Annotated in this window: 11 protein-coding genes and 1 pseudogene; 4 read left to right on the top strand and 8 right to left on the bottom strand. The window is 59.3% G+C overall.

All coding sequences use genetic code 11. The annotated features are described in order from the left end of the window. The first annotated feature begins 60 nt into the window (after window positions 1–60). Together FHT86_RS34185 and chrA are read left to right on the top strand one after the other, a co-directional pair. Entirely contained in the window at window positions 61–375 is a 315-nt protein-coding gene (locus FHT86_RS34185) for a PadR family transcriptional regulator (protein WP_133704307.1), read from the top strand. Continuing rightward, window positions 344–1,573, top strand: a complete 1,230-nt coding sequence (gene chrA, locus FHT86_RS34180; RefSeq protein ID WP_409527642.1) for a chromate efflux transporter — start codon at window positions 344–346, stop codon at window positions 1,571–1,573. The genes FHT86_RS34185 and chrA overlap by 32 nt, the downstream gene beginning before the upstream one ends. A gap of 248 nt (window positions 1,574–1,821) precedes the next feature. Here chrA and FHT86_RS34175 read toward each other — a convergent pair whose 3' ends face one another. The 7 genes and pseudogenes from FHT86_RS34175 to FHT86_RS34145 form a co-directional block, all read right to left on the bottom strand. Further along, complete coding sequence (locus FHT86_RS34175; RefSeq protein WP_133704309.1) at window positions 1,822–4,998, bottom strand: efflux RND transporter permease subunit; 3,177 nt, start codon at window positions 4,996–4,998, stop codon at window positions 1,822–1,824. Then, the gene (locus tag FHT86_RS34170; protein WP_210298171.1) at window positions 4,995–6,437 is read right to left on the bottom strand and encodes an efflux RND transporter periplasmic adaptor subunit; all 1,443 of its coding nucleotides are present in this window, start codon (window positions 6,435–6,437) and stop codon (window positions 4,995–4,997) included. The genes FHT86_RS34175 and FHT86_RS34170 overlap by 4 nt, the downstream gene beginning before the upstream one ends. Next, complete coding sequence (locus tag FHT86_RS34165; RefSeq protein ID WP_183869023.1) at window positions 6,434–6,853, bottom strand: FixH family protein; 420 nt, start codon at window positions 6,851–6,853, stop codon at window positions 6,434–6,436. The genes FHT86_RS34170 and FHT86_RS34165 overlap by 4 nt, the downstream gene beginning before the upstream one ends. 112 nt (window positions 6,854–6,965) lie before the next feature. After that, a complete protein-coding gene (locus FHT86_RS34160; protein ID WP_133704310.1) occupies window positions 6,966–7,349 on the bottom strand; it encodes a hypothetical protein in 384 nt (127 codons plus the stop codon). Window positions 7,350–7,494: 145 nt separating this feature from the next. Continuing rightward, window positions 7,495–8,181: pseudogene (locus FHT86_RS34155) on the bottom strand (IS6 family transposase). A 181-nt stretch (window positions 8,182–8,362) separates the two neighbouring features. Beyond that, window positions 8,363–9,202 carry a fumarylacetoacetate hydrolase family protein gene (locus FHT86_RS34150; protein ID WP_133704311.1) on the bottom strand — a complete coding sequence of 280 codons (840 nt, stop codon included), beginning with the start codon at window positions 9,200–9,202 and terminating at the stop codon, window positions 8,363–8,365. 13 nt (window positions 9,203–9,215) lie between these two features. After that, window positions 9,216–9,641: a nuclear transport factor 2 family protein gene (locus FHT86_RS34145; protein ID WP_133704312.1), complete on the bottom strand. Its 426-nt coding sequence runs from the start codon at window positions 9,639–9,641 to the stop codon at window positions 9,216–9,218. Window positions 9,642–9,742: 101 nt separating this feature from the next. On the opposite strand from FHT86_RS34145, the gene FHT86_RS34140 reads away from it, so the two are divergent. Continuing rightward, complete coding sequence (locus tag FHT86_RS34140; RefSeq protein WP_166656666.1) at window positions 9,743–10,678, top strand: LysR family transcriptional regulator; 936 nt, start codon at window positions 9,743–9,745, stop codon at window positions 10,676–10,678. An 848-nt stretch (window positions 10,679–11,526) separates the two neighbouring features. Beyond that, on the top strand, window positions 11,527–12,633 hold the full coding sequence (locus FHT86_RS34135) for a Gfo/Idh/MocA family protein (protein WP_133704314.1): 1,107 nt from the start codon (window positions 11,527–11,529) through the stop codon (window positions 12,631–12,633). Window positions 12,634–12,693: 60 nt separating this feature from the next. On the opposite strand, the gene FHT86_RS34130 is transcribed toward FHT86_RS34135, so the two are convergent. Further along, window positions 12,694–13,593, bottom strand: coding sequence for a LysR family transcriptional regulator (locus tag FHT86_RS34130; RefSeq protein WP_166656667.1), 900 nt, complete (start codon window positions 13,591–13,593; stop codon window positions 12,694–12,696). Window positions 13,594–13,617: the final 24 nt, after the last annotated feature.

Genomic DNA, 13,617 nt, shown 5'->3' with positions numbered 1-13,617 from the left:
CGGTAGCCTCGGTTCCCGATATCGAAAATCGATTGTCAAACAACGTTACACGGGCCGGATATGGAGCATCAGGAACTGCTGGCGGGATTCATCCGGCTCCACGTACTTCATCATGCCGCCGAAAGGGATCTATACGGACAATGGATGATCGAGGAACTGGCCCATCACGGCTACCGCGTCAGTCCCGGCACGCTTTACCCGCTGCTTCACGGCATGGAGCGCAAGGGTTATCTGGAATCGCGGATCGAACGGGCGGGCCGTTCTCAACGTCGCATATACAAAGCGACGCCGTATGGCATCGAAGCGCTGGCCATGGCCCAGGACAAGATCAGGGAGCTGTTTCGTGAAGTCGTCCCAGGCAACAGCAGTACGTGAAGACACCGCATCGCGCGGCACCGTGGGCGAGGTTTTTCTCGCGTTTCTGAAGCTGGGTCTGACGTCGTTCGGCGGCCCCATCGCCCACCTCGGCTACTTTCGGGACGAACTGGTGGTGCGGCGCAGATGGCTCGACGAAAGGGCCTATGGCGATCTCGTCGCTCTCTGTCAGTTCCTGCCAGGCCCAGCCTCCAGCCAGGTCGGCTTCGCCCTCGGGGTTCTTCGCGGCAACGGCCTGCTCGGTGGAATCGCTGCTTGGTTCGCCTTCACCATGCCGTCGGCGATCATCCTGTTCGCCTTCGCACTTGGCGCAGCCGCCTTCACCGGTCCCGTGGCACAGGGTCTGCTGCATGGCCTCAAGCTCGTCGCGGTCGCAGTCGTCGCCCAGGCCATTTGGGGCATGGCGCGGACCCTCACGCCGGATCGGACGCGTGCGGGCATCGCACTTGGCGCGGTTGCGATTGTCGTGATCTTCACTGGCTCGTTTGGACAGGTCGCGGCCATCGCAATCGGCGCGTTGGCAGGTCTCTGGCTGTGTCGGGCCGGGTCCGCGCCGATATCCGGACACCTGAGCTTTCCGGTCAGTCGTCGCAGCGGCGGCGTGGCGCTCGTCTCCTTCGTGGCACTCCTCGTGGTGCCTCCCATTGTGGTCAGTGCGAGCGGCTCTCAAGGCCTTGCTCTTTTCGACGCCTTCTATCGTTCCGGAGCCTTCGTCTTCGGCGGGGGCCACGTCGTGCTGCCTTTGCTCCAGGCGCAGGTCGTCACACCGGGATGGGTGTCCAACGAGGCATTTCTCACGGGTTATGGCGTGGCTCAGGCCGTTCCTGGCCCGCTCTTCACATTCGCCGCCTATCTCGGCGCGGTAATGGGGCCGCCGCCCAATGAAACCGTCGGCGCGGTGATCGCACTTGTCGCGCTGGCACTCCCAGGCTTGTTGCTCGTGTATGGGATGCTGCCGTTTTGGGACGGGTTGCGCTCACGCCCGATTGCGCAGGCGGCAATGCGCGGCGCGAACGCCGCTGTGGTGGGCATTCTCGGCGCTGCACTCTACAACCCGGTCTGGACGAGCGCCGTCCTGACCCCCCACGACTTCGCCCTCGCCCTTGCAGGCTTTCTGCTGCTTGCCGTATGGAAGACGCCGCCGTGGATCGTCGTCGTGCTGCTGGCCCTCTCGGGCACGGTCTTGAACCTGATCTGAGGGAGTCTTCAGGTCATACGATCCGGTCGTCGAACCGGCATCACTTTCCGACTTGGCACCTCGACGCTGGCCGTCTCAGACTTGCGGAGGAACTATGCGCTGGGGCGGACCGGAAACTGGATTCCAGTCCGCCCTTCAAAATGCTACTGCGCCAAAACAACAGCAGTTCCGTCCCTCGATAAACCCCAGGACGCCGAAGGCGGTCGATCATCCATATACACCCTTGGACGATCGACCGCCTTGGCAGTTCATTCGGCGGCCTGAAGGTTACGCTCGTCGTCCTCGGTGGCGGACTGCCCGATCCCGCCCGCCGTCGTCGGCAACCGCCACCCTTTGACCAGCCCATAGACAGCGGGAATGACGATCAACGTCAGCAAAGTCGACGACACCATGCCGCCGATCATCGGCACGGCGATGCGCTGCATGATCTCCGAGCCCGTGCCCGTTCGCCAGAGGATGGGAACAAGGCCCGCCGTGATGGCGACGACGGTCATCATCTTCGGCCGGACGCGTTCGACCGCGCCGACCATGATCGCCCTGTTGAGGTCCAGCTTCGAGAAAACACGGCCTTCCTTTTCGCAGGCTCCGCGCTGTTCCTTCATCGCATGGTCGAGGTAGATGAGCATGATGACGCCCGTCTCTGCAGCGACGCCCGCAAGGGCGATGAAGCCGACGGCGACTGCAACGGACGCGTTGAAACCCATCCACCACATCAGCCAGATCCCGCCGACCAGAGCGAAGGGCAGGGACAGCATAACGATCATCGTCTCAGTCAGCGCCTTGAAGTTCAGATAGAGCAGCAGGAAGATCAGTGCCAGCGTCAGGGGAACGACGACGGCAAGCCGCGCCTCGGCCCGTTCGAGATATTCGAACTGGCCGCTCCAGGCGACGGAATAGCCTGATGGCATCGTCACGCTTTTGGCGACCGCCTGCTGGGCATCCGCCACATAGCCGCCGAGATCGCGGCCCGCAATGTCCACATAAATGTAGACGGCGAGCTGGCCGTTCTCGGTGCGGATGGTGGTCGCGCCTCGGGTCAGCTTGACATCCGCAACTTGTCCGAGAGGCACCGTTCCGCCGCCCGGCAGCGATATCAGCACATCCCGGGCGATCGACTGCGGGTCGCTTCGGGATGCGCGTGGATACCGGATCGCCACGCCATATCGCTCACGGCCTTCCACGGTCTGGGTAACGACCTCCGAACCGAGCGCCATGCCGACGACGTCCTGGACATCGTTGATGGTCAGCCCGTAGCGGCCGAGCGCCGCCCGGTCCGGAACGATGTCGAGATAGTAGCCGCCGATCACACGTTCCGCATAGGCGCTGGATGTCCCTGGGATCGTCTTCAGCACGGTTTCGATCCGTCGGGCGATCTTCTCCATTTCGCCGAGATCGGTGCCGTAGACCTTGACCCCGACGGGCGTCCTGATCCCGGTCGACAGCATGTCTATGCGACCCCGGATCGGCATGGTCCAGGCATTGGAGACGCCGGGGAACTGCAGGGCGGCGTCCATCTCCTGCTTCAGACTGTCGGTGGTGACCCCCGGCCGCCATTCGGATTTCGGCTTCAGGGTGATGATCGTTTCGAACATCTCCGTTGGAGCGGGATCGGTCGCCGTGAGGGCACGTCCGGCCTTGCCGAAGACGCTCTGGACTTCCGGGAAGGATTTGATGATGCGGTCCTGCGTCTGCATCAGTTCTGCCGCCTTGGTGACGGAAATGCCGGGCAGAGTGGTCGGCATGTACATCAGCGTGCCCTCATCGAGATTGGGCATGAACTCGCTGCCGATGTGCTGGGCGGGCCAGATAGTCACCGCCAGGATGGCGACGGCGGCCAGGATCGTCAGCGACTTTACCTTCAGGACGCCTGAGATAACCGGACGGTAGACCCAGATCAGTACCCGGTTCACCGGGTTTTTCTGTTCGGGCACGATATGCCCCCGGACAAAGAGGACCATCAGGGCGGGCACCAGTGTCACCGACAGCAGCGCGGCTGCTGCCATCGAGAAGGTCTTGGTGAAGGCAAGCGGGCCGAACAGGCGGCCTTCCTGCGATTCCAGCGTGAAGATCGGCAGGAACGAGACGGTGATGATCAGCAGGCTGAAGAACAGCGCCGGACCGACCTCACTCGCCGCCTCGACCAGGATGTCCACCCGCGGCTTGTCGGGCGGCGCTCGTTCGAGATGCTTATGGGCGTTCTCGATCATGACGATCGCCGCGTCGATCATCGCGCCGATGGCAATGGCTATGCCGCCAAGGCTCATGATGTTCGCCCCGATACCGAGCAGCTTCATCGCAATGAAGGCCATCAGGATCCCGACGGGCAGCATGATGATTGCAACCAGCGCGCTGCGAACATGTAGCAGGAAGGCAATCGTCACCAGAGCGACGACGATGGATTCCTCGAACAAGGTCCCTTTCAGGGTCTCGATGGCGGACTCGATCAGCGTCGAGCGGTCGTAGACCGGGATGATTTCTGTTCCCGTCGGAAGACTGCTCTTGATTGCGTTGAGGCTCTTCTTGGCATTGTCGATGACCGTCAGGGCATTGGCCCCGAACCTTTGTAGCACGATGCCCCCGGCAACCTCGCCTTCGCCGTTCAATTCGGTGATGCCTCGGCGTTCATCGGGAACCAGTTCCACCCTGGCGATGTCGCTGAGCTTCAGCGGCACGCCGTTCTGGCTCTTCAGGACGATGTTCTCTATGTCCGGAACGCCCTTCAGGTAGCCGCGGCCGCGAACCATGAACTCGAACTCCGACAGCTCGACTGTGCGACCGCCAGCGTCGGTATTGCTGGCGCGGACGGCATTGGCGACGTCATTGAGCGACACGCCCTGCGCCTTCAGCCGGGCCGGATCGACGACGATGGAATACTGCTTGACGAATCCACCGACGCTGGCGACTTCGGAGACGCCTTCCGCCTTGGAGACGGCGAACCGAACCACCCAATCCTGCAGCGAGCGCAGTTCGGCGAGCGACAGTTGCTTGGCGACGACGGCATATTCATAGACCCAGCCGACGCCCGTCGCATCGGGCCCGAGCGTCGGAGTGACGCCCTGCGGCAGACGGCTTTGGGCGGCGTTCAGATATTCAAGAACGCGGCTGCGCGCCCAATAGGGATCGGTGCCGTCGTCGAAGATCACGTAGACGAAGGAGACCCCGAAGAAGGAGAAGCCGCGGACGACCTTCGACTTCGGCACCGTCAGCATCGACGTCGTCAGAGGATAGGTCACCTGGTCCTCGACCACCTGCGGGGCTTGGCCGGGATATTCTGTATAGACGATGACCTGGACGTCGGAGAGATCGGGAATGGCGTCGAGCGGCAGGGATCGCAAGGCGTAGACGCCGCCGGCGACGGCAAGGGCCGCGCCGACGAAGATCAGGATGAGGTTGTGGGCGGACCACGAGATGACGCGGGAGATCATGGCTTGGCCTCCTCTGATGTCATGGCGCTGAGCGCCGAGTTCAGGTTGCTTTCGGCGTCAAGCAGGAAGTTGGCGGCAACCACCACCTTGTCCCCAGCGTCGACGCCCTTGATGATCTCGGTCTGATCCTCGCCCCGGACGCCAAGCTTGACATCCTTTGGCTCGAACTGTCCGTCGCCCTTGGCGATGAACACGATCTGGCGGTCGCCAGTGTCGACGATGGCGCTGTTCGGGACTGACACGACGGGCTTCGGCGCTCCTGTCTCGATCTCGACATCCGCGTACATGTTAGCCAGCAGCACGCCGTCAGGATTGGGGAGCTCGATTCGGACTTTTGTCGTGCGCGTCTGCATGTCGACCTGCGGATAGATCAGGTCTACGACACCCCTGAATGCCCTGCCGGGAAGGCTCCTGATGCTGACGTTAACCTCAGCCCCGTTTCGAACCGAGGCCAGATCGTATTCAGGAACGTCGGCCATCACCCAGACGTTGGAGATGTCGGCGATGCGGAACAGCACGTCGCCGGGTTTGGCCATCATGCCTGTTGTCGCCATGCGTTCGAGGACGATGCCGTTGCGCGGGGCGACGTAGCTGATGCTCGGTGGCACCTGACGGGTATTCCCAATCGCGTCGATGACCTCCTGCGGGACGCCGAGGTTCTTCAGACGCAGCGCCGAACCGGCGTCACCATTGCCACGCGCATCGTTTCTGCCGGCGGCATATTCCGACGCCGCGGTGGCGATCTCCCTGGAATAGAAGCGGAAGAGCTTCTCGCCCTTGTGGATGTGATCACCCGTCGTGACGTCGGCGACGTCGTCGACGAACGAATCCGTTCGCATCGAGATGATGCTGACGAGACGTTCGTCCAGGGCGACGGTCCCCGGCACCTGGATCTTGCGGCTGATACTGGCCATCTCCGCGATGGCCGTTTTCACGCCCGTGCGCTGGAGCTTGCCGAGCGAGACCTTCACCGTCGAGGCATCGCCCTGATCGCCTTCGTAGACAGGGATGTAGTCCATGCCCATGGAGTCCTTCTTCGGCACCTTGGAGGTATCCGGAAGGCCCATCGGGTTCCGGTAGTAGAGCAGTTTCCCCTTGCTGGGAGCGGTTCCGGACGACGCCATAGCCGCGTTCTCCTCGACAGGCTTTGGCGCGGCGTCGACGAAGCTCGCATCCTCGCTTGCATGGACGGCGACAAACGGCCGCCCGTCCTCAGCGTTCGTCGGTGTTGCCGAGAACTTCGGAAGTCCGTCCGGATGGCGGTAGTAGATGACTGCCCCGGTCGGAGCGGCCATGGAGGCCGCCGGCGTGGCGAGAGCCTGTTCGACGACGTGAAGGCCGAGCCGCCTGCCAAGATCGTTCGTGCCAGCCCAATAGCCTCCCCCGCCGAGCAATACGGCGAGGGAGAGCGTGGCTGCCACACGCAATGGCGTGTTCAAGGAGCCGCCTTCAGGACGAGCTCGCCCTGAACGGTGTCAGGTTCGCCCTGAACCTTGGCGGCGAGCTTGAAGCGCCAGCCGCCCGCCATGGTGAAGTCGGTCTTGAAGGCATAGACACCGGGTTCAGTGGAGGTCGCAGCCTCGACGGGCGTCGTCATCATCTCCATGCCTTCTGGAGCCATATCCATGCGAGTGGTGAAGATGACGGCATCGGGCACGGGTTTGCCCGTCCGCTTGTCGATCAGGCGGACGGAGACCAGAGAACCTTGGCCCTGCTTAACGTCGGTCGAAACCGGTTGGAACTCGTAGTCCTGAGAGGCTGCAAGGGTCACGGTGGCGGAGCCGACGATCAGCACGCCGGAAAGGAGCATCGCTCCTGCGGAAAAGGAAGTTTTGTTCATGATTTCCGATCTCATCGGGACGGATCTCCTGGATCGCGTCCTCGGGGCAAAATTTATGGCCATCGGATCGGCGCAGACGCACTCACGCGTCCCGCATCCGCAGGCATGTTTCAAAAATGGCTTGAGATCAGGCTTTCGGAGGTCGGGCCGGAGGCGCGATGGGCGCGGACGTCAATTGCGACGTCGGCAATATATCGTAACGGTGGGTCTGCCAGGAAATGGCGAACGACCAGCCGTGGTTGTCAGGGGCATGGGCTGACATCGAGGTGGTGCAGACCAGTGCCAGCGGGCAGCCCTTGGCGCAGTCCGGCTTGACCGGCTGCTTTTCCGGGCAGCAGGGCATGTCTTCCGCCATCTGCATGCCGGGCACGGCGCTGGCCACAGCCTCCATCGTCGCCGCATCCGAAGACGCCATCGCACTGCTGGCCAGCCCGATGCTCATCGGGCCGATAACGACCGCGAGCATGGCGACGAGCAGGAACAGACGATGGACGGCCCTTGGGAAGTTCATGCGCAAAGTATTGGCATGCCGATTACAGAATTGGAAGCAGGCTCACGGAGATGTGTCCCGTTCATGGGAGGCCATTCACCACGATCAAGCAGGTTCTGTCGCAAACTTTTGGAAAGGCCGCAGCAACGGCCTTTGCTGGGCACAATTATGCAGCGAGCGCAGCGAATTGCTGAGATGCGGATTGGCCGCTGGTTGAAAATTGGTGTTTGCGGATCATGTGGGCCACTTCGATTCCATCCAGTGTTGCTGACGCAGATTGGAGGGATTTGAAGCCCTTCATGGGGCGGGGGTCCGCTTCTTGATAAACCCATGGTCTTGCTCGATCATATTATTGAGGTATTTGACCTGCAGGATCTCGATCAGCCAGAACCATCCATGCAACAGCAGCAACCAGTTGATGTTTTGCAATCCTGCCAGGTTCGCACCACTCTTGTCGATGACGACCTTTTCGGGCCAACCATTGTTCTTGATCAAGCGGGGCGAAGAAAGCGCTGGCCGCAGCCTCATCGCGGTGCTCAGATAGCATGAAATCAAGGGTTTTGCCGAATTTGTCGACAGCGCGAAAGAAATAGGTGCACTTGCCTTTGACCTGAATGTAGGTCTCGTCCATCCGCCAGGAACTGCTGGTTGCGCATTTACGGCGCTGGGCCTCGCAGGCAATCAGCGGCGCATACTTTACCACCCATCTGTTCAGCGTCGCGTGGTCAACGACAACACCACGCTCGGCCATAATCTCTTCCAAATCACGATAGGAGACCGCATATCTGACGTAGAAAAACACCGCGTATAAAATCACGTCTTTCGGGTAGTGGCTGCCTTTGAAATCGACCATGATCGGGAAACTCAACATGTCTGCTCATCTTCAACCCGGATCTATGGCATGATCTAATTTGTTGCAAATCTGGTGAAAAGTTTGCGACAGAACCATCATGACGGCCATCATGTGGTGAGTATCTCCGGCTCCAGGCACCACTAGCCGCGCCGGCACGGCTCCAGTTTTCTATCGAAATCGACTATTCCCCTACAACAGAGTTTCTCAGTACGCCGATCGAGGTTATGGCAACCTCGACTTTGTCTCCGGGTTTGAGCCACAGCGGCGGCTTGCGTGCAAAGCCGACGCCCTCGGGTGTGCCGGTGGCGATCACATCGCCGGGTACAAGCTCCATAAAGCCGGAGACATAGGCGAGGATCGCGGGAATATCGAATATGAAATCATCGGTCTTAGTGTGCTGAACCTGCACACCGTTCAAGGTGGTGGTCAAGGTCAGCGTCGAGACATCCGGTATGTCGTCGCGTGTCACCAGCCAGGGGCCGATGCTGCCGGTTTTATCGAAATTCTTGCCGACAGCCAACGCGTGCCCGAACTGATAGTCCCGGATGCTGCCTTCATGAAGGCAGGTGTATCCGGCAATGTAGTCGAAGGCGTGCTCGCGGCGGATATGCTTGCCGGCTCTTCCAATGACAAGTGCGAGTTCGCCCTCATAATCGAATTGGTCTGATAGTCTGGGGCGCATCATGGCTTCGCCCGGAGCGACGAAAGAGCTGTGGACACGAATAAAGGTACTGGGCGTCTTCGGTAGCGGCTGGCCTCCCTCCGCCACATGCCCTCGATAGTTGCGGCCTATGCAGATGATCTTTCCGGCATCCGGTACCGGTATCATCAACTCGATATCGGAGAAGGCATAATCGGGCTTCAGGCCATCGACCCTGCCCGCAATCGAATCCAGCAAGCCGGCGGCAATCGCTGCGCGTAGTGTCGGCTGCCCCAGCCGGTCCTTGAGATCGATGATCCCGTCATTTTTCAATGCGCCGTACGATTGTTTGCCGGCTGTCTTGTAGCTGAGCAACTTCATGAGCGTATACCTTTCACCGTCGAAAACGTGGCAGCGACTGGATTTCTGCGATTTTCCATTTCCCGTCGAGCACCACAAAGCGGCACCGGTAGAGTGCTATTGAAAAGGGGACATTCATAGGCGATGGCTCATCCTCTCGGGTCGGGCCATCATGGCGATGGGCAACCATGTAGCACTGCGTTTCGGCTGAGACACCGTCCGCTGAAACCAGCCGGAAATTGGTGATGAGATGGGCGGTGCGTACATCGCTGCCGCGCGCCGCCAGCGCTTCGAGGACCATGGCATGACCACGCAGGACCTTGCCTTGCCGGTACCATATGCCATCCGGCGCCATGCAATCCGTCATTGCTTCGAAGTCACCTGTGTCGAGCCCCATAAGGAAATCGAGGACGAGCATTTCGACTTCCGTCGAGACTGCGGAATTTGTGGTAGTGCTCATATCAGCACTCCTTTATTGAACATTTGGCTGCACCGCATAGCACTTGCCGCCCCCGGATGCTTCATATCTAATGCAATCGAGGCATAACTCTGAGTTATATGATGGATACGCGCAAGCTTCTGCACTTCACCGAAACGGTCGATCAGGGCAGCATCAGCAAGGCAGCACAGTCGTTGCGCATATCGCAGCCGGCTCTCACCAAGAGCCTGCGGCTGTTGGAGAAGGAACTTGAGGTTGAGCTGTTGGTGCGGTCGAATTCCGGGGTGACGATGACGGAGTTCGGCCGTTCGCTCTATGCTCATGCTCGGGCAGTGACAGCCGAAATGGAGCATGCGCGCGCCGAAATCCGCCAACTCAGCGGAAACGGCAAGGCCCATGTTAAAATCGGTGTCCTTCCTAGCATATCCGGCAATCTCTTTGCTCGCGCCATCGCGCAGGTGATAAAGTTTCTGCCGGATGTGGAAATCCGGGTTTATGAGGGTGTACATAGTGAATTGATGTCGGCCATCCGCCGGCGTGAATATGACTTCGTTATAGCTATGGCCGACGGTTTCGAGCCGGATACCGATCCTACCCTGCGCTATCGGATCGTGCTGCGAGATCAGTTGCGCATCATCGCAAGGGCCGGCCACCCTCTGGACGGTCCAGACACGGTCACATGCGCCGATCTAATCAAGTTCCCGTGGGTGCACCCGGTTGTCGGCACGGCGCACCGTCCCATTCTCGGCCTGCTGTTCAAGGAATCCGGAATAGAACCGCCGCGCGCGCAGGTCGAATGCGCATCGGTCCAATTCGCCAAAACCGTTATGGCTACCAGTGATGCGCTTGGGCTAATGCCCGCCCACACCATTGAGCCTGAGATGAACGCCGGAACGCTTCGTTGCCTGCCTATAATTTCGGAACATCTGGAAAGAACCGTTGGACTCTATTACAGCGTCCACCGGCCGTTGACGCCGGCGGCGAAAACCGTAATGCGCGAGATCGAACGCCTATGCGATGGCTCCCTGCGGATCATTGATCCAAATCAGCGGTGCTAATCAAGGGGCAACGCCGCGACAACACGATGCTCGATGTCTGGCTGCGCGCAGCAGACGCCACGGTCAACGACCGCGTAAATGGGAAAGACGGCAGATGCTGCTCGAGCGAGATAGTAGCTTCTGGAGACAGCGGTACTGCTGCAACGCGATGAATGATCGCGCCCGGAGGCCGAGCGGCCAAGCTGGGTGAGCGATCGGTCGGCCATATGGAACCCCGGTGCACCTCCAGCCGCCGCGATGATCCATGCGATCGCTGAGGCGGCCGGTCAATAGGCCCTCGAAACTGGCTGGGCAGGAGCAAATCCGCCGGTAAGATCCGAAATTGATAATTGTTTCGAAATCATTGAGTTATCCGAATAAAAATTAAGGAGATACCAGAAGGGGCGGTCAGAAGGTCCGCCAGTTTCGGAGATTTCCAGTACCTTTCAACTCCAAGTGTCCTTGGTCAAGCGGTACATCAGCGATTCCAGAAATCAGCATACTGAGAACACCAATCAAGCCCCAGGAGCAAAACGCGTTTTCAGAAAGGTAAGGTGACACCACATCGGCTCTTCCCGGTTTCTTTCGACACGCTACCAACTTGCTGTAAGTTACGTTGGGTCCGACATTAGGTGTCGGGATCTAACCTCCCTGTTCAAGCGACGAGGGGCGCAATGCACAATGCATTGATACAAAATTTCGATTGAGACGAGAGAAACAATCGATTTTTCTACTTGTCCGCAATTCGATAGCGTAGGCCGCAGGCTGGTTTTCTCATCCCCTATCGTAAATCAAATCCCGGCATAGACGGGATGATACGGCTGGATGAGATGACAACGGCCGCCGAGCGAATTTCATGGAGAAGCAAAATGGCAAACGGCACAATCGGGGTTGGTATCATCGGCTTGAGCGGCGCAGACTCATGGGCGGCCAGGGCTCATGTTCCAGCGCTCAAGGCCGCGTCAGGCTTTGATATCGTCGCTCTTGCAACATCCAATATAAAAACGGCCGCAAAGGCGGCAGAAATTCATCATGTACCGGCCTTCTTCGACGATCCGAAAGCGCTTGCAGAGCATCCCGATGTCGATCTCGTGGTCGTGGCCGTCAGGGTCCCCCAACACCGGGCACTGGTCACCGCAGCGCTAGATGCCGGCAAACAGGTCTATTGCGAATGGCCGCTCGGCAACGGCCGCTCGGATGCCGAGGCTATAAGCTCTCTTGCGAATGCTAAAGACATTCGCGGTTTCACCGGCTTGCAGGGGCGGGCATCACCGGCTGTGCGCTACCTTCGCGATTTGGTGAAAGCTGGGCACATCGGGGATGTGGTTTCGACCACCCTCGTTGGATCGGCAGGTGCGTGGGGGGACAAGATCGAACCTCGCTTGGTTTATGGTCTCGATCGGAAAAACGGCGTGTCTATGTTGACCGTCCAGTTTGGCCACACCATTGACGGCCTGTGCTGGTGCCTCGGGGAATTCGCTGAGGTTTCAGCGACGCTCGCAACCCGTTTCCCGATGGTGCCACGCACGGATACCGGCGAATTGGTTGAGAAGACGATCGACGATCAGATCGCGGTCACCGGAACACTCCAAAACGGAGCGGTTGCTGCCGTGCATTATCGTTCCGGCAGCTCGTCTGTTGCAAACTTCCTCTGGGAGATCAATGGCACCAAGGGCGATTTGGTGGTGACAGGCAATCATGGGCGGCTTCAATACAGCGATTTGCGCATACAACATGGTGAGGGCAACGGCGGCAAGCTCACGGAGCTGGAAATTCCGGACGCCTATAAACTGGTAAATGGTAGCACGCCGGTGGATATGTTCTACACTCTGGCGCATGCTTATGCGCTCCTGCGCAAGGATATCGTCAACGGGACATCTCACGTCCCGCGGTTTGCCGATGCGCTGGTGCGTCATCGATTGATTGAGGCGATCGAAAAATCATCTTCTTCCGGAACCCGCCAAAGCTACATCTAACGTCGACTGTCGTCATCATCAGCTATCATGGAGCAATGAGCGCTATGATAGCTGCGCGCTCTATCGAAACAGCTGATGATGGGAGATAAGTTCTTTGGTCACGGCGACAATGGCCTCAAGATCCGGACCGAACTCGACGATCTGATAGCAGAGAAAGACGCGGTGCGCCTCGACTGGAACTGTCACCGGAACGGCGACGAGTTCGCCTCTCGCAAGCTCCTCGGCGACGACGCGCACGGGAACAAGACCTATCGCAAACCCACTTTTGATCATTAGCAGTGTGACCGACAGGCTGTTGCAGGTACTGACACGACTGGGTGGGCGGCCGCCGAGCGAGAACCAATTTGTCATCGTCGTATGAAGGCGCGCCGTCTGGGGGCTAACGATAACGTGATTTTGCGCGAGATCGCTTGGCGTGAGAATTCCCGAAGGCAGTTTCAGTTTGCTGCTGGCGACCCACGCCAGTTCGTTTCGTCCAATTGGCACGCGCTGAATGTGGCTCGCCACACCGGGTTCGGAAATGACGGCAATGTCGAGCTGGTGGTCGTTCAAAAGCCCGCTGATCATTCCAGTGTCGCCTACCGTCACGGATGTCATCAGCTTTGGGTACTGTTGTTCCAGATGGCTCATCAGGTCGGTAAGGCAGACGTGGGCAAAACTTTCGTTTACGCCCAATCTCAAAAGACCAAGCAGAGGATTGCGCTTCTTAAATCGAACCGCAGCTTCGTCGGCAGTTTCCAACAGCCGGTCTGCATATTCGAGAAAAGAGTGACCATCCGCTGTGAGCGTAATGCGCGGACCGTTGCGGATAAACAGCTCAGTTCCCAGGATCGCTTCCAGGTCCTGGATACGGTGTGAAATGCTCGGCTGGGTAATGCCGACGTGTTGCGCGGCAGCGTGAAAGCTTCCGAGACGAGCGATGCGCTCAAAAGCGCGAACTTGGGCAAGCGTGATAGCCATGATTGATTTTATCAATCGCAATGG

This window comes from Rhizobium sp. BK313 (assembly GCF_014193655.1).
Taxonomy (GTDB): Bacteria; Pseudomonadota; Alphaproteobacteria; order Rhizobiales; family Rhizobiaceae; genus Rhizobium.
Note: the sequence above shows the minus strand (reverse complement) of the source record. Positions and strands in the feature narration are given on the sequence as shown.